Source organism: Frondihabitans peucedani (genome assembly GCF_039537585.1).
GTDB lineage: Bacteria > Actinomycetota > Actinomycetes > Actinomycetales > Microbacteriaceae > Frondihabitans > Frondihabitans peucedani.
The window spans coordinates 2,284,958-2,299,564 of sequence record NZ_BAABAU010000001.1 but is presented as its reverse complement, the minus strand read 5'-3'; the positions used below and the strand labels follow the sequence as shown (position 1 = coordinate 2,299,564).

Sequence of the window (14,607 nt, the reverse complement as noted above, 5' to 3'; positions counted from 1 at the left end):
GACCCCCTGTTTTTGTACTGCCTATTGTCGCAAGTGTCTGCGACAAAGACAAGGGGCGCAGGAGGAGGGACTCCGGGGGGGCTCCGGCTACTTCTTGCCCTGGGCGGCCACCGCAGCAGCCCCGGCGGCAGCAGCCTCGGGGTCGAGGTAGGCCGCCGGCCCCGTCGGACGGAAGTCGTCGTCGAGCTCGTAGACGAGCGGGATGCCGGTCGGGATGTTGAGCTCGGCGATGTCGTCGTCGGAGATGCCGTCGAGGTGCTTCACGAGAGCGCGGAGCGAGTTGCCGTGGGCGGTGACGAGCACCGTCTTCCCGGCCGCGAGGTCTTTGGTGATGTCGCTCTCCCAGTAGGGCAGCATGCGCTCGATCACGAGCTTCAGCGACTCCGTGCGCGGGGCGTCCGCACCGAGGTCGGCGTAGCGCTCGTCGTGCGCCTGCGACCACTCGCTGTCGTCGTCGAGGACGGGCGGCGGCACGTCGAACGAGCGACGCCAGGTCTGGAACTGCTCGGGGCCGTACTCCTCGAGCGTCTGAGCCTTGTCTTTGCCCTGCAGCGCGCCGTAGTGGCGCTCGTTGAGGCGCCACGAGCGCTTGACCGGGATCCAGAGGCGGTCGGCCTCCTCGAGGGCGAGGTCGGCGGTCTGGATGGCGCGCGTGAGGAGCGACGTGTAGAGGATCTCGGGCTTCAGGCCGGAGTCGCGCAGCAGCTCGCCGGCGCGCTTGGCCTCGCCGCGCCCGACCTCGCTCAGGCGGACGTCGACCCACCCGGTGAAGAGGTTCTTCTGGTTCCACTCGCTGTTGCCGTGCCGGAGGAGGATGAGGGTCGAAGTCATGCTGCGATCCTATCGCCGGGCCCTCCGGCGGGATGCTTGACTTGCTCCATGCCCATCGGCCAGGTCACCCGCGGAACCACGGGCACCAACCGGCTCCGCCGGATCGACCGCTGGATCGCCTCGCATCCTGCGTTCCGGCACGCCGCCGACCCGCTCGTCGTCGACCTGGGCTACGGGGCCAGCGCCACGACCCCGCTCGAGCTGCACCACCGGCTGGCGAGGATCCGGCCGGACGTGGAGGTCGTCGGCATCGAGATCGAGCCGTCGCGCGTCGCTCTGGCGTCGCTGTCGGCGGTGCCGGGCGTCTCGTTCCGTCTCGGCGGGTTCGAGGTGCCGCTGGCGCCCGCCGACGAGCGGGCGGGGCGGCGGCCGGCCGTGATCCGGGCGCTGAACGTCCTGCGCCAGTACGACGAGTCGGAGGTCGCCGAGAGCTGGGCGCTCATGACCTCGCGGCTCGCACCCGGCGGGGTGCTCGTCGAGGGCACCTGCAACGAGGTCGGCCGGGTCGCGAGCTGGGTCGACGTCACCGCCGAAGGGCCGCAGACGTTCACCGCCTCTCTGCGGCTGGCGTCGCTGGAGTCGCCGTCGATCGTGGCGGAGCGGCTGCCGAAGGCGTTGATCCACCACAACGTGGAGGGCGAGCCGGTGCACGCGTTCCTCCGCGACCTCGACCGGCACTGGCGGTACAACGCCGGCCTCGCCGTGTACTCGCCGGTGCAGCGGTGGGTGGCGACGGTGTCGGCGCTCCGCGACGAGGGGTGGCCGGTGCTGCACGGGCGGTCGAGGTGGCGGCTCGGCGAGATCACCGTGCCGTGGCGGGCGGTCGCGCCGCTGTCGTAGCTCGAGCGAGTCGGACGGCTGGGTCGGAACGGCGGAGTCGGACGGCGGAGTCGGACGGCGTGGCTAGACCGGCGCGAGACGCGACCTCGCGTCGTCGTGCGGCAGGCCCGTCGCCATCAGCAGGTCGATCACGAGCGGCCGCAGCATCAGCACGAGCACCGTCTCGCTCACGGGAGCCCCGGGCAGCACGACGGCCGGATCGAGCCGCCGGGCGACGGCGACGAGGGCGTCCTGGGCGGTCGGCCGGTGCTCGACCGAGACGAACGACCTCCCGAGCACCTCGACCGCCGCCGCGATGCCCGCCACGAGGTCGGCCAGCTCGGGCCGGCGGCGGCCGTCGCCGATGGTCGTGTCGATCCGGCGTGCGACCACCCGCAGGTTCCTGACCGCGAGGTCGAGATAGCGCAGGATCACGGCCTCCCCCGCGACGACCGGGAGCCTCCGCCGGAGGAACGGCGACAGCCGAGACACCGAGACCGCCGTCTCGAGCGTGGCCGCCCAGTCGTCGAGCAGCGGCTGCGTCGCGCGGAGCCGGTCGAGCGCCGCGTCGGCCTGGCGGACGTCGTCGTGCCGCAGCGCCAGCACGAGCGAGGCCAGCGCGGGCTCGAGCTCGGCGAAGAGGCGCCGGGCGTCGGCGCGGGCGAGCCCGACCGGGTCGCGGGGCACGAGCGCCGTGATCACGAGGGCGACGACGCCCCCGGCGAGACCGTCGAGGGAGCGGGTGAACGGACCCCCGGCAGGATCGGGCAGCAGCATCACGAACATCGACTGCGTCGCCGCCGCGACCGCGAACGCGCTGCTCGCCGAGAAGAACCGCGCGATCACGAGGGCGGCGAACAGCACCACCCCGAACTGCCAGAACCCCTTGCCGATCACGAGCAGCAGGAGCTCGCTGAGCGCGATGCCGGTCACGACGCCGACCGCGTTCTCGAGGACCCGTCGGGGCCTGGCGTCGCGAGCGAAGCCGAGCGAGGAGATCGTCACGGTGACGGCGAGCACGGGAGCGGCGTGCCCGAATCCGAAGCGGCCGATCGAGTAGGCGATGCCGGCGGCCAGCACGATCTGGACGACCGCCGGCAGAGACGTGCGGACGCGCTCGAGGGCCTGCCGGACGTCGAACGCGGCGAGGCCCGGGCCGGGACTCACCTCAGCGCCGGACGCCGCCCAGGCGCGGGAGGCGGGGGACGCCCGCCGCAGCACCGGCCTCCGGCGGCACGACGACCTCCTGCGCGGCCGCGACCACGGTGTCGTCGGCCAGCACCGTCAGAGGGGCGTCGACGGGGACGCTCCGCTTGATGACGGCCAGCGCGATCGGCCCCAGCTCGTAGTGGACGGCGCTCGAGGTGACCTCGCCGACCACGACGGTCTCGCCGAGCTTCGCGCTCACGGCCGAGACCTCGGCACCGTGGGCCGGCAGCACGTTGTCGGACCCGTCGAGGTGGAGCAGGACGAGCCGCCTCGGCGGGTGTCCGAGGTTGTGGACCTTCGCGACCGTCTCCTGCCCGCGGTAGCAGCCCTTGTCGAGGTGCACCGCGCTCCGCAGCCAGTCGAGCTCGTGCGGGATCGTCCGCTCGTCGGTCTCGGTGCCGAGCCGCGGACGCCAGGCCGCGATGCGGAGCGCCTCGAGGGCGAGCGCACCCCCAGCGGGGATCTCGGAGGCGGCGACGGCGGCCAGGCCCTCGGCGGTGACGAGGGTCTCGCGGTAGGTCCAGTCGGCACCGGGGTGCGAGGCCTCGTCGGCGTACGAGACTCCCCCGACGGCGACCTCCCGCCACGGGTCGACCCAGACGAGCGGGACGCCCGCAGGATCGGCGGCCGGCAGCGACAGGTCGGCGAACGACCCGAGCACGGCGAGGTCGGCGCTGCGGTCGGCGACCTCGACGCGGAGCATGAAGCGCATGCGGTCGAGCCACGCGGCGAGCGGCTCGGCCGAGGCCGCCTCGACGAGGAGCCAGGCGGTCTCGCCGTCGTCGAGGACGCCGGCGGCGTGCTCGACGCGGCCGGAGGGGTCGAGCAGGAGCGTCTCGGTGGAGATGCCGGGGGCGAGGCGCTTGAGCGACTGGCTGGTCAGCGAGTCGAGCCACGACAGGCGGTCGGGCCCGGTGACCGTGACGATGCCTCTCGACGGCACCTGGACCACGGAGGATCCTGCGCTCAGCGACCGCTGCTCGATCAGGGGGTTGCCGTAGTGGGACGCGACGCCGGTCGCCTCGTCGAGTACGAAGCCCGGTCGCGCTGCGAAGGGCGTGCGGTCGTCAGTCGACACGGGCGAGCCGCCCCGACGCGTGGGTGCGGAGCTCGTTGCCGTAGGCGGCGATGTCCCAGGCCCAGAGCAGGTGGTTCTCGACCAGCCCGTACATGCGGGTGGCGGCCGAGTACTCCTTCGCGTTGCTCGAGCGGAGCACCGCGTCGGTGGCGAGGTCGATGCGCGGACCCTTCACCCGACCGAGATAGAGCTCGTTGACGCCCGAGGGGTGCACGAGCGACACCTCGATGTTGAAGCCGTCGTCGGGGGTCCGCAGGATCTCGACGGCGCGCGGCGTCGTGAACGGCTGGACGCCGACTCCCGGCAGCATGCCCGGGCCGCGATCGCCCTCCTCGGCGGGACGGTCGAGCCGCCAGTACCCGGTCTCGCTGGCGAGCGGCGTGTGCTTCTCGTCGAGGAGCCACGAGTACGAGCTGTAGTTGAGGAACGGCAGGCCGTCGTGGCTGAAGCTCACGCGCTGGCCGAACTCGTGGGTGCGACGCGACTCGTCGTCGTCGCCGACCTTGTAGTCGACGACCCCGGTGCCCTCCCAGACGCCCAGGAGCCACGACAGAGGGACGATCTCTGCCGGGAGATCGGTGGGGATCTCGATCATGGAGGTCTAGCGCTGGCCCTTGAACAGCTTGACCAGGACGGTCACGGCCACGAAGGCGATGCAGAGGGAGGCCAGCACGAGCAGGCCGATGTAGAACATCTCGAGGGGGAGCAGCGAGTCCATGGAGAGAGCTTACCTCTCGGACTTCAGAGCGAGAGCAGAGACAGGATGCCCGTGGCGAGCCCCAGGACGACCAGGCTGCCGGCGAGGCTGAGCATCGCGCGGTCGACGAGGCCGTCTTTCTCGCGGGTCGCGAGCTGGACGCAGAAGGTCAGGAGGATCGTGGCGCCGAGGACCAGCGGCAGCCACACCAGGAAGCTGTCTCCGTGCGTCGTGACGCCGACGACGACGGCGCCGACGACCGCCGCGAACCACACCGGCAGGGTCGTCGCGAGGCGCAGTCGCTCTCGTCTGGTCTTGGTCTCCACGGGTTCATCATCCCCTACGCGGCAGCCGTTGCCCACCCGCTAGGGTTAGCGGGGCGAATTCGCTGTACCGGTAGAATCGCCGAAAGTCCATCTACTGGAGGTCGTGTGGCGCAGCTCTTGGTCCTGACCTCCGCCGCAACGCCCGACGTGCTCCCGGCCCTAGCGCTGCTCAGTCACCGGACCCGCCAGATCCCCGCCGAGCCCGCTCACCTGGTCAATGCCCCGTCGAGCGATCTGATCTTCGTCGACGCGCGTACCGACCTCGCCAGCGCGAAGGCGCTCTGCAAGATCCTCCGCACGACCGGCGTGACCGTCCCGCTGGTCCTCGTCCTGACCGAGGGCGGCCTGACCGCGGTGAACTCCGAGTGGGGCGTCGACGACGTCATCCTGGAGTCGGCCGGTCCGGCCGAGGTCGACGCCCGGATCCGCCTCGTCACCGGGCGCCTCGCCCAGAGCCAGTCGGGCAGCAAGATCCAGGCCTCCGGCGTCGTCATCGACGAGGCCAGCTACTCGGCCAAGGTGCACGGCCGCCCGCTCGACCTCACCTTCAAGGAGTTCGAGCTCCTCCGCTTCTTCGCCACGCACCCGTCGCGCGTCTTCACTCGCGAGCAGCTGCTGAGCGAGGTGTGGGGCTACGACTACTTCGGCGGCACCCGCACCGTCGACGTGCACGTGCGGCGTCTCCGCGCGAAGCTCGGCGACCTCGAGTCGCTCATCGGCACCGTCCGGAACGTCGGTTACCGCTTCAACGTGTACGACGACGACCAGCCGAGGCCGCAGTGACCGACGCCGACCGTCCGAGCGATGTCGGGGCCCCCGACCGCAGCGGCGCGGTGGCCGCCGACCTGCTCCGGCCCCTGACCGCCGAGGCGACCGCGCACGACGGCACTCCCCCGTTCTCCGACCAGGCGCTCGTCGACGCGCGCTCGGGTCAGGCGACGGTCGTGGGCGACGGCGACGCGGCCGCGATCCTGCGACCCGACCAGGGCGAGGCCGAGCTCGTCGTGCGACCGGCCGTCCGGCGGGCCGGGCTCGGCACGATCCTGCTCCGCACGGTCGTCGAGGTGACCGAGGGGCCGCTCGCGATCTGGGCGCACGGAGACCACCCCGGTGCCCGCCGGCTGGCCGACGCGTTCGGCTTCGAGGCCACGCGCCGCCTCCTGCAGCAGCGGGCAGCGGTCGCCGCCGACGCTCCCGCGCCCGCGCTCCCCGACGGCGTCTCGGTCCGGCCGTTCCGTCCCGGCGTCGACGAGGCCGCCTGGCTCGACCTCAACGCCCGCGCCTTCGCCTCGCACCCCGAGCAGGGCTCCCTCACGCTCCTCGACCTCGAGGCCCGCGAGGGCGACGACTGGTTCGACCCCGACGACTTCCTGCTCGTCCGGCACGGCGACGACCTCGTGGCGTTCTGCTGGCTGAAGGTCCAGCACGGCGAACCGGGCGAGTTCTACGCGGTGGGCGTCGATCCTGCGCGACAGGGGCAGCACCTCGGCGGCCTGGCGGTCGACGCGGGGCTCCACCGCCTCGCCGAGCGCGGTCTCGAGACGGCCTCGCTCTACGTCGAGGGCGACAACGCCCCCGCGCTCCGCCTCTACGCGGCCCGCGGATTCACCGACCACGCAGTCGACGTGCAGTACACGCTCGCGCGCTGACCCGAGCCGCTCGGCCGCCTGTCTCCGCAACGCCCGGCCCCCTCACAGGTCCGCGGGAGTGGAGTGAAGGTCCACTCGACGTCAGGAAGCCCCATGAATCCCATCAAATTCGTCCACGACCTCGGCTTCCGCAGCGAGCACGCCTACATCGGCGGCTTCGCGTCGATTGTCATCGCCCTGTTCGCCTGGCTCGTGTCGCGCGGCAAGAAGTCGGACGACCGCGCCCAGTCCGACCGCTGGGGCATCTTCATCGGCCACTGGGCCCCCACCTTCTTCGCCATCGGCCTCGCGCTCAAAGAAGAGGAGTGACTCACAGCCCCTCGGGGCTCCAGGAGTTACCAACAGTTCACGCGGGACGGTCCGCCGGGCTCGGCCCGGGTGGCAGGATTGAGCAATGGACAGCGACGCATACGTCGACGGCGCAGCCGTCACGAACGACCTGATCGACGACTTCGACGACATCGTCACGTTCGACGACGACGGCTCGCTCCCGGCCGACCGCTACCTCGACCGCGAGATCAGCTGGCTGGCGTTCAACCAGCGGGTCCTCGAGCTCGCCGAAGACCCCGAGACCCCGCTGCTCGAGCGCGCCAACTTCCTGGCCATCTTCGCCAGCAACCTCGACGAGTTCTTCATGGTCCGCGTCGCGGGTCTCAAGCGCAGGATCGCCACCGGCCTCGCCGTGCCGACGAACGTCGGCAGGGCTCCGGTCGACGTCCTCGCCTCGATCAACGCCAAGGCGTACGAGCTCCAGAAGCGCCACGCGCGGGCGTTCAGCCACTCCGTGAAGCCCGACCTCGACACCGCCGGCATCCACATCGAGATGTGGTCCGACCTGGCCGAGGCCGACCGCGAGCGGATGAACGACGTCTTCTCGACGCAGATCTTCCCCGTGCTCATGCCGCTGGCCGTCGACCCGGCGCACCCGTTCCCCTACATCTCCGGCCTCTCGCTCAACCTCGCGGTGCGGGTCCGCAACCCCAAGACCGAGAAGCAGGAGTTCGCGCGCCTCAAGGTGCCGCAGGTCCTGCCGCGCTTCGTCCAGCTCCCCGACGACAACAGCGGGCGCCTGCGCTTCATCCCCCTCGAAGACCTGATCGCCAACCACCTCCAAGACCTGTTCCCGGGCATGGAGGTCAACGAGCACCACGTCTTCCGCGTCACCCGCAACGAAGACGTCGAGATCGACGAGGACGAGTCGGAGAACCTCATCCAGGCTCTCGAGAAGGAGCTGCTCCGGCGCCGCTTCGGTCCGCCGATCCGGCTCGAGATCACTGAAGACATGGACCCGGTGACGCTCGAGCTCCTCGTCCGCGAGCTCGACATCACCGACCAGGAGGTGTACCGGCTCCCGGCCCCCCTCGACCTGGCCGGCCTCTTCGAGGTCGCCAAGATCGCGCGCCCCGAGCTGCACTACCCCAAGCACCTGCCGACCACGGCCGTGCAGCTGCTCCCGACCGAGCCGAACACCCCGCCCGACATCTTCGCGAGCATCGCGCGCCGCGACGTCCTCGTGCACCACCCCTACGAGTCGTTCGCGACCAGCGTCCAGGCGTTCCTCGAGCAGGCCGCGACCGACCCCAACGTCCTGGCGATCAAGCAGACCCTCTACCGCACCTCCGGCGACAGCCCCATCATCGAGGCGCTGATCGACGCGGCCGAGGCGGGCAAGCAGGTGCTCGCCCTCGTCGAGATCAAGGCGCGCTTCGACGAGCAGAACAACATCACCTGGGCCCGCAAGCTCGAGAAGGCCGGCGTCCACGTGGTCTACGGCCTCGTCGGCCTCAAGACGCACTGCAAGCTCGCGCTCGTCATCCGCCAGGAGAAGGGCGGGAGGCTCCGCCACTACACGCACATCGGCACGGGCAACTACAACCCGAAGACGAGCCGGATCTACGAAGACCTCGGCCTGTTCACCGCCGACGACCAGGTCGGCAAAGACGTGACCCGCCTGTTCAACGAGCTGTCGGGCTACGCGATCGAGAAGAAGTTCAAGCGCCTCCTCGTCGCGCCACTCCACCTCCGCAAGGGCCTCGTCAAGCGCATCGCCGTCGAGGCCGAGAACGCCCGCGCCGGCAAGCCCTCGGGCATCCGGATCAAGATCAACTCGATGGTCGACGAGGAGATCATAGACGCGCTCTACCACGCGAGCAACGCCGGCGTGCCGATCGACATCTGGGTGCGCGGCATCTGCTCTCTCAAGGCCGGGCTCCCCGGGCTCAGCGAGAACATCCGCGTGCGCTCCATCCTCGGCCGCTACCTCGAGCACTCGCGCCTGTTCTCGTTCCTCAACGACGGCGACCCCCAGGTCTACATCGGGAGCGCCGACATGATGCACCGCAACCTCGACCGCCGCGTCGAGGTCCTGGTGCGACTCGTGCAAGAAGACCACCTGCGCGAGATCGACGCCCTGTTCGATCTCGCCATGTCGCCCGAGACGTCCTCCTGGCACCTCGAGCCCGACGAGACCTGGGTCCGCCACGCGCACGCCGACGACGGCACGAGCCTCGCCGACATGCAGGACGGCCTCATGCGGCAGATCAGCAAGAGAAGGCGTTCGACCCGGTGACGGCGAAGCGACCACAGACGACGACCGTGCGGGCGAGCACCGTCGTGGCGGCGGGGGCCGTGTGCTGGCGTCTCGTCGAGGGCAGGGTGCGGGTCCTCCTGATCCACCGGGAGTACAACCACGACGTGTCGCTGCCGAAGGGCAAGGTCGATCCTGGCGAGGCCACGCCGCAGACCGCCGTGCGCGAGGTCTTCGAGGAGACCGGCTACCGCATCACCCTCGGGGCGCCGCTCGGCACCGCCGAGTACCTCCTGCCCGGCGGCCGCGACAAGGTCGTCCACTACTGGGCGGCCGAGGTGACCGACGAGGCATTCGCCGAGGCAGGGTCGTTCAAGCCGAACAGCGAGGTCCAGGCGATCGAGTGGGTGCCGGTCGCCAAGGCCCGCGACCAGCTCACCTACGAGCGCGACGCCGAGGTGCTCGACCGGTTCGCCGACCGCGTCGCCGCCGACCAGACCCGCACGTTCGCGCTCGTCGCCCTCCGGCACGCCAAGGCGCTCGCGCCGTCCGAGTGGCAGGGCGTCGACGCCACGCGGCCCCTGCAGCCGGCGGGTCGCAAGCAGGCCAAGACGATCGCCCCGGGAATCGCCGCCTGGCATCCTGAGCGGATCATCGCGAGCACCGCCGCGCGCTGCCTCGCGACCGTCGAACCCCTGTCGCTTGCGTCGCACGTCGGGGTCAAGCAGACCGACGCGATCAGCCAGGACGCCTTCGAGGCCGGCACCGAAGACGTCGCCTCCGTCGTCAAGAAGCGCCTCAAGAAGCGCGTGAACGCCGTGCTCTGCAGCCACGGGCCGGTCCTGCCCGCGATCATCCGCGAGATCTCGGCGCAGACCAAGGGCGGCCACCGCCTCGACCTCCGTCGGTACTCCGACCTCGGCACAGCCGAGTACACGGTCCTCCACATCGCCCGAGCCGACGGCACCCTCGTCGCCGTCGAGACGCACGGGCCCGCCGCCTAGCGGCCGGAAACCCGCGAGGCCAGCCCTCCGTCCTACCCGAGCGCCGGGGATCGACCGTGATCCCCGGCGCTTGTTCTCTTCTCGTTCACCTCGCGTTCACCGGTACCGACAATCGTCGTTAACGCGCGGCCGTAGCCTCGCTCGCGGGTCAGCACCGGCCCAGTCCAGCATCACCTGTCTCACAAAGACGACTACGACCTCCCCGAAGGGAAATCCGTGATTATCAAGCGAGTTGGCAGCATCGCCGCCATCGCCATCGTGGGCGCACTGGCGCTCTCGTCCTGCGCATCCAACGAGGCCGCTCCGTCCAGCAGCGGATCCGCCTCCTCCAGCAAGGCCGTCTCCGGCACCATCAACGGCATCGGCTCGTCCGCGCAGGGCGTCGCCGAGACCACCTGGGCCGCCGGCTTCCAGACCGCGAACCCCGACGCGACGGTCAACTACGACCCGCAGGGCTCCGGCGCCGGCCGCACCTCCTTCATCTCGGGTGCCGCGAACTTCGCCGGCTCCGACGCCGCCCTGAGCGACGACGAGCTCAAGTCGACCTTCGCCGGCTGCGCCGCGGGCTCGAAGGCCGTCGACCTCCCCGTCTACATCTCCCCGATCGCGATCGCGTACAACGTCTCCGGCGTGACCGACCTCACCCTCGACGCCGACTCCATCGCCGGCATCTTCAAGGGCACCATCAAGAAGTGGAACGACGCGGCGATCACCAAGCTGAACCCCGACGCGAAGCTCCCCGACGCCGCCATCACGGTCGTGCACCGCTCCGACGACTCGGGCACCACGTTCAACTTCACGCAGTACCTCGCCAGCCAGGCCAAGTCGACCTGGACCGCCGAGGCGTCGCAGACGTTCCCCTTCAAGGTGGGCGACGCGGCCAAGGGCACCTCGGGTGTCGCTGACGCGGTGAAGAACTCCACCAACAGCGTCACCTACATCGACGAGTCCGGCGCCGGCGACCTCGCCATCGCCAAGCTCATGGTCGGTGGCACCGCCACCAAGATCAGCGCCGACGGTGCTGCCGCCGTCGTCGCCAAGTCGCCGCTCGTCACGGGCCGCGAGTCGAACGACCTGGCCATCAACATCGACCGCACCCTCACCGACAAGGGCGACTGGCCGATGGTCCTGGTCAGCTACCTGATCGCCTGCGACACCTACAAGGACGCCAAGGTCGGCAAGGTCGTCAAGGCCTACGCCACCTACGCCGCGAGCTCGGAGGGCCAGAAGGCCGCCGCCGCTCAGGCCGGTTCCGCGCCGCTGACCGACAAGCTGTCGGCCGACGTCGCGACCGCCGCCGCCACCATCAAGTAACACCAGCACCGACCGGTCCGGGTCGCGGTCGAACGCCGCGACCCGGACCGCCTCTGCTTCACCCGCTGTCTCACCCCGGCAGCGCCCCGGTTCCACCAGCACCACCACCCGACCAGTCATGCGGCCCCCGGGCCAGAGCAGGAATCCACTCCATGACCGCAACCGCGGAACGCCCCACCCCGACACCCGGAAGCCCCAGAGCCGTGGTCCGGCTGGGCGACCGGGTCTTCTCGCTCGCGACGGTCATCTCGGGGTCGCTGATCCTGGCCGTCCTGGTCGCGGTCGCAGCCTTCCTCGTCGTGCAGAGCCTGCCCGCCCTCTTCGCGACGAAGGGGCAGATCCCCAACCAGGCGACGAGCTTCTGGTCGTACGTCGGCCCGCTCGTCTTCGGCACCGTCTGGGCCGCCATCCTGGCCCTGATCATCGCGACCCCCCTGTCGCTCGGGATCGCGCTGTTCATCTCCCACTACGCACCGCGCAGGATCGCCGCCGTCCTCGGCTACATCATCGACCTGCTCGCTGCCGTGCCCAGCGTCGTCTTCGGCCTCTGGGGCGTCCTGGTCCTGGCCCCGTTCATCCAGCCGTTCTACAACACGCTGGTCGACAAGCTGGGCTGGATCCCGCTCTTCGCCGGCCCCGTGTCCGGCACCGGCAAGACGATCCTGACGGCCGCCATCGTGCTCGCCGTCATGTGCCTGCCGATCATGACCGCGGTCATGCGCGAGATCTTCCTGCAGGCGCCGGTGCTCCACGAGGAGGCGGCGCTGGCCCTCGGGGCGACCCGCTTCGAGATGATCCAGATGGCGGTCCTGCCGTTCGCCCGCTCGGGCATCGTCTCGGCCGTCATGCTCGGCCTCGGCCGCGCCCTCGGCGAGACCCTGGCGATCGCGATCGTGCTCTCGCCGGCCACCGTCATCAACGTGTTCCTGCTCACGTCGCAGAACCCGAACACCATCGCCGCGAACATCGCCCTGCAGTTCAACGAGGCGCAGGGCGTGGGGCTCAACACCCTCATCGCGTCGGGCCTGATCCTGTTCGTCATCACGCTGCTGGTCAACATGGCCGCGCGCTTCGTCGTCAACCGCCGCAAGGCCTTCTCGGGAGCCAACTGATGTCGGTCGCCGTGCGCCCCACCCGCGCCTCCTCCACGAACACCCTCACCGCCGGCAAGCTGCCGAAGCTCGCCCCGTGGGGCCTGCTCATCATCAGCTGGGCGATCTTCATCGTCGTCTTCCTGCTCCTGAAGGCCTCCGGCACGACCGCCGACTTCAACATCGTCGGGGCCCTCTTCTTCGGCACCGTGCTGTTCGACATCCTGATCGTCGTCGTCTCGATGGTCGTCGAGGGCGGACGCAAGGCGAAGGACCGCCTGGTCACCTCGCTCGTCACCACCGCCTTCATCGTGACGCTGCTGCCGCTCGTGTCGCTCGTCTACACGGTGCTGTCGCGCGGTGTCGCGCGCTTCGACGCGGCCTACTTCAACGAGTCGATGCGCAACGTCATCGGCGTCGGCGGCGGTGCCCTCCACGCGATCGTCGGGACCCTCGAGATCACCGCGTTCGCGGCCCTGATCTCGATCCCGATCGGTCTGCTGACCTCGGTCTACCTCGTCGAGTACGGCCGCGGCCGCCTGGCACGCGCCATCACCTTCTTCGTCGACGTGATGACGGGCATCCCCTCGATCGTCGCGGGCCTGTTCGCCTTCGCGCTCTTCTCGCTGTTCCTCGGCCCCGCGTTCCGCGCCGGCGTCGTCGGCTCGATCGCGCTCAGCGTCCTGATGATCCCCGTGGTCGTCCGCTCGAGCGAGGAGATCCTGAAGATCGTCCCGAACGAGCTGCGCGAGGCGAGCTTCGCCCTCGGCGTGCCGAAGTGGCTGACGATCATCAAGATCGTCCTGCCGACCTCGATCGCCGGTCTCACGACGGGCGTCATGCTCGCGATCTCCCGCGTCATCGGCGAGACCGCACCGCTGCTGCTCACGACCGGCTTCACGACGAGCATGAACTACGACCTGTTCAACGACCGCATGATGACGCTGCCCGTGTTCGTCTACACGCAGTACGCGAACCAGGGGCCGGATGCCACGCCGTTCGTCGAGCGCGCCTGGACCGGCGCCCTCGTGCTGATCCTGATCGTGATGGCCCTCAACCTGCTCGCCCGCCTCATCGGCCGGCTCTTCTCCCCCAAGCTCAGCCGCCGCTGATCCGGCCGCTCCCCCGAACCGCTCCTCCGAAAAGGAACCACGTGTCCAAGCGCATCGAAGTCAAAGACCTGAACGTCTACTACAGCAAGTTCCGCGCCGTCGAAGACGTCAACATCACGATCGAGCCCCGCACCGTCACCGCCTTCATCGGGCCGTCGGGCTGCGGCAAGTCGACGTTCCTGCGCACGCTCAACCGCATGCACGAGGTGATCCCGGGCGCCTACGTCGAGGGCGAGGTGCTGATCGACGGCAACGACCTCTACGCGCAGGGCGTCGACCCGGTGCTCGTCCGCCGCCAGGTGGGCATGGTGTTCCAGCGCCCGAACCCGTTCCCGACGATGTCGATCCGCGAGAACGTGCTCGCCGGCGTCAAGCTCAACAACCGCCGCATCTCGAAGACCGAGGCCGACGACCTCGTCGAGAAGTCGCTCCTCGGGGCCAACCTCTGGAACGAGGTCAAAGACCGCCTCGACAAGCCGGGCTCCGGCCTCTCCGGCGGCCAGCAGCAGCGCCTCTGCATCGCGCGCGCCGTCGCGGTCTCGCCCGACGTGATCCTGATGGACGAGCCCTGCTCAGCACTCGACCCGATCTCGACGCTCGCGATCGAGGACCTCATCGAGGAGCTCAAGCAGGACTACACGATCGTCATCGTCACCCACAACATGCAGCAGGCGTCGCGTGTCAGCGACAAGACGGCGTTCTTCAACATCGCCGGCACCGGCAAGCCCGGCAAGCTCATCGAGTACAACGACACCGCGACGATGTTCTCGAACCCCAGCGTCCAGGCGACCGAGGACTACGTCTCCGGCCGCTTCGGTTGATCGACGGCGGGTCGCCCTGGCGGCCCGCTCGCTCGCGCGGCATCGCCCGCCCACGGCGAAGGCCCCGTACCTCTCGGAGGTACGGGGCCTTCGTCGTGCCGGCGCAGTGCGGTGGTGAGGCGCAGGGCC

Annotated in this window: 15 protein-coding genes; 10 read left to right on the top strand and 5 right to left on the bottom strand. The window is 70.1% G+C overall.

What is annotated here, in order from left to right; all coding sequences use genetic code 11:
* Nucleotides 1–87 precede the first annotated feature (87 nt).
* Nucleotides 88–831 (bottom strand): phosphoglyceromutase, encoded by a 744-nt coding sequence (locus ABD733_RS10790; RefSeq protein WP_344795860.1) that lies wholly within the window; start codon nucleotides 829–831, stop codon nucleotides 88–90.
* A gap of 48 nt (nucleotides 832–879) precedes the next feature.
* Here ABD733_RS10790 and ABD733_RS10785 point away from each other — a divergent pair, with 48 nt between their 5' ends.
* Nucleotides 880–1,671 (top strand): class I SAM-dependent methyltransferase, encoded by a 792-nt coding sequence (locus ABD733_RS10785; protein ID WP_344795857.1) that lies wholly within the window; start codon nucleotides 880–882, stop codon nucleotides 1,669–1,671.
* Between the two features lie 63 nt (nucleotides 1,672–1,734).
* On the opposite strand, the gene ABD733_RS10780 is transcribed toward ABD733_RS10785, so the two are convergent.
* The 4 genes from ABD733_RS10780 to ABD733_RS10765 form a co-directional block, all read right to left on the bottom strand.
* Entirely contained in the window at nucleotides 1,735–2,817 is a 1,083-nt protein-coding gene (locus ABD733_RS10780; RefSeq protein ID WP_344795855.1) for an FUSC family protein, read from the bottom strand.
* A 1-nt stretch (nucleotide 2,818) separates the two neighbouring features.
* Nucleotides 2,819–3,937, bottom strand: coding sequence for a CAF17-like 4Fe-4S cluster assembly/insertion protein YgfZ (ygfZ, locus tag ABD733_RS10775; RefSeq protein ID WP_344795853.1), 1,119 nt, complete (start codon nucleotides 3,935–3,937; stop codon nucleotides 2,819–2,821).
* Complete coding sequence (locus ABD733_RS10770; RefSeq protein ID WP_344795851.1) at nucleotides 3,927–4,532, bottom strand: heme-binding beta-barrel domain-containing protein; 606 nt, start codon at nucleotides 4,530–4,532, stop codon at nucleotides 3,927–3,929. The genes ygfZ and ABD733_RS10770 overlap by 11 nt, the downstream gene beginning before the upstream one ends.
* Nucleotides 4,533–4,678: 146 nt before the next feature.
* Entirely contained in the window at nucleotides 4,679–4,960 is a 282-nt protein-coding gene (locus ABD733_RS10765; protein ID WP_344795849.1) for a hypothetical protein, read from the bottom strand.
* A 105-nt stretch (nucleotides 4,961–5,065) separates the two neighbouring features.
* Here ABD733_RS10765 and ABD733_RS10760 point away from each other — a divergent pair, with 105 nt between their 5' ends.
* The 9 genes from ABD733_RS10760 to pstB all read left to right on the top strand — a co-directional run bounded on the left by ABD733_RS10760 (nucleotide 5,066) and on the right by pstB (nucleotide 14,478).
* Nucleotides 5,066–5,743 carry a winged helix-turn-helix domain-containing protein gene (locus ABD733_RS10760; RefSeq protein ID WP_344795847.1) on the top strand — a complete coding sequence of 226 codons (678 nt, stop codon included), beginning with the start codon at nucleotides 5,066–5,068 and terminating at the stop codon, nucleotides 5,741–5,743.
* A complete protein-coding gene (mshD, locus tag ABD733_RS10755) occupies nucleotides 5,740–6,609 on the top strand; it encodes a mycothiol synthase (protein ID WP_344795845.1) in 870 nt (289 codons plus the stop codon). The genes ABD733_RS10760 and mshD overlap by 4 nt, the downstream gene beginning before the upstream one ends.
* A gap of 93 nt (nucleotides 6,610–6,702) precedes the next feature.
* On the top strand, nucleotides 6,703–6,918 hold the full coding sequence (locus tag ABD733_RS10750) for a hypothetical protein (protein ID WP_344795843.1): 216 nt from the start codon (nucleotides 6,703–6,705) through the stop codon (nucleotides 6,916–6,918).
* Nucleotides 6,919–7,003: 85 nt separating this feature from the next.
* Nucleotides 7,004–9,178, top strand: a complete 2,175-nt coding sequence (locus ABD733_RS10745) for an RNA degradosome polyphosphate kinase (protein WP_344795841.1) — start codon at nucleotides 7,004–7,006, stop codon at nucleotides 9,176–9,178.
* A 26-nt stretch (nucleotides 9,179–9,204) separates the two neighbouring features.
* The gene (locus ABD733_RS10740) at nucleotides 9,205–10,140 is read left to right on the top strand and encodes an NUDIX hydrolase (RefSeq protein ID WP_344795839.1); all 936 of its coding nucleotides are present in this window, start codon (nucleotides 9,205–9,207) and stop codon (nucleotides 10,138–10,140) included.
* 216 nt (nucleotides 10,141–10,356) lie between these two features.
* Nucleotides 10,357–11,454, top strand: a complete 1,098-nt coding sequence (gene pstS / locus ABD733_RS10735; protein ID WP_344795837.1) for a phosphate ABC transporter substrate-binding protein PstS — start codon at nucleotides 10,357–10,359, stop codon at nucleotides 11,452–11,454.
* 152 nt (nucleotides 11,455–11,606) lie between these two features.
* Nucleotides 11,607–12,566, top strand: a complete 960-nt coding sequence (gene pstC / locus ABD733_RS10730; protein ID WP_344795835.1) for a phosphate ABC transporter permease subunit PstC — start codon at nucleotides 11,607–11,609, stop codon at nucleotides 12,564–12,566.
* A complete protein-coding gene (gene pstA / locus ABD733_RS10725; protein WP_344795833.1) occupies nucleotides 12,566–13,657 on the top strand; it encodes a phosphate ABC transporter permease PstA in 1,092 nt (363 codons plus the stop codon). Before pstC ends, pstA begins: the two co-directional genes overlap by 1 nt.
* Before the next feature lie 41 nt (nucleotides 13,658–13,698).
* The gene (gene pstB, locus ABD733_RS10720; protein WP_344795831.1) at nucleotides 13,699–14,478 is read left to right on the top strand and encodes a phosphate ABC transporter ATP-binding protein PstB; all 780 of its coding nucleotides are present in this window, start codon (nucleotides 13,699–13,701) and stop codon (nucleotides 14,476–14,478) included.
* Nucleotides 14,479–14,607: the final 129 nt, after the last annotated feature.

What these genes read in the sequence shown, in the direction of transcription:
- ABD733_RS10790 (WP_344795860.1), bottom strand. Translation starts at nt 831, where the DNA reads ATGACTTCGACCCTCATCCTCCTCCGGCACGGCAACAGCGAGTGGAAC.
- ABD733_RS10785 (WP_344795857.1), top strand. Translation starts at nt 880, where the DNA reads ATGCCCATCGGCCAGGTCACCCGCGGAACCACGGGCACCAACCGGCTC.
- ABD733_RS10770 (WP_344795851.1), bottom strand. Translation starts at nt 4,532, where the DNA reads ATGATCGAGATCCCCACCGATCTCCCGGCAGAGATCGTCCCTCTGTCG.
- ABD733_RS10750 (WP_344795843.1), top strand. Translation starts at nt 6,703, where the DNA reads ATGAATCCCATCAAATTCGTCCACGACCTCGGCTTCCGCAGCGAGCAC.
- ABD733_RS10745 (WP_344795841.1), top strand. Translation starts at nt 7,004, where the DNA reads ATGGACAGCGACGCATACGTCGACGGCGCAGCCGTCACGAACGACCTG.
- pstC (WP_344795835.1), top strand. Translation starts at nt 11,607, where the DNA reads ATGACCGCAACCGCGGAACGCCCCACCCCGACACCCGGAAGCCCCAGA.
- pstA (WP_344795833.1), top strand. Translation starts at nt 12,566, where the DNA reads ATGTCGGTCGCCGTGCGCCCCACCCGCGCCTCCTCCACGAACACCCTC.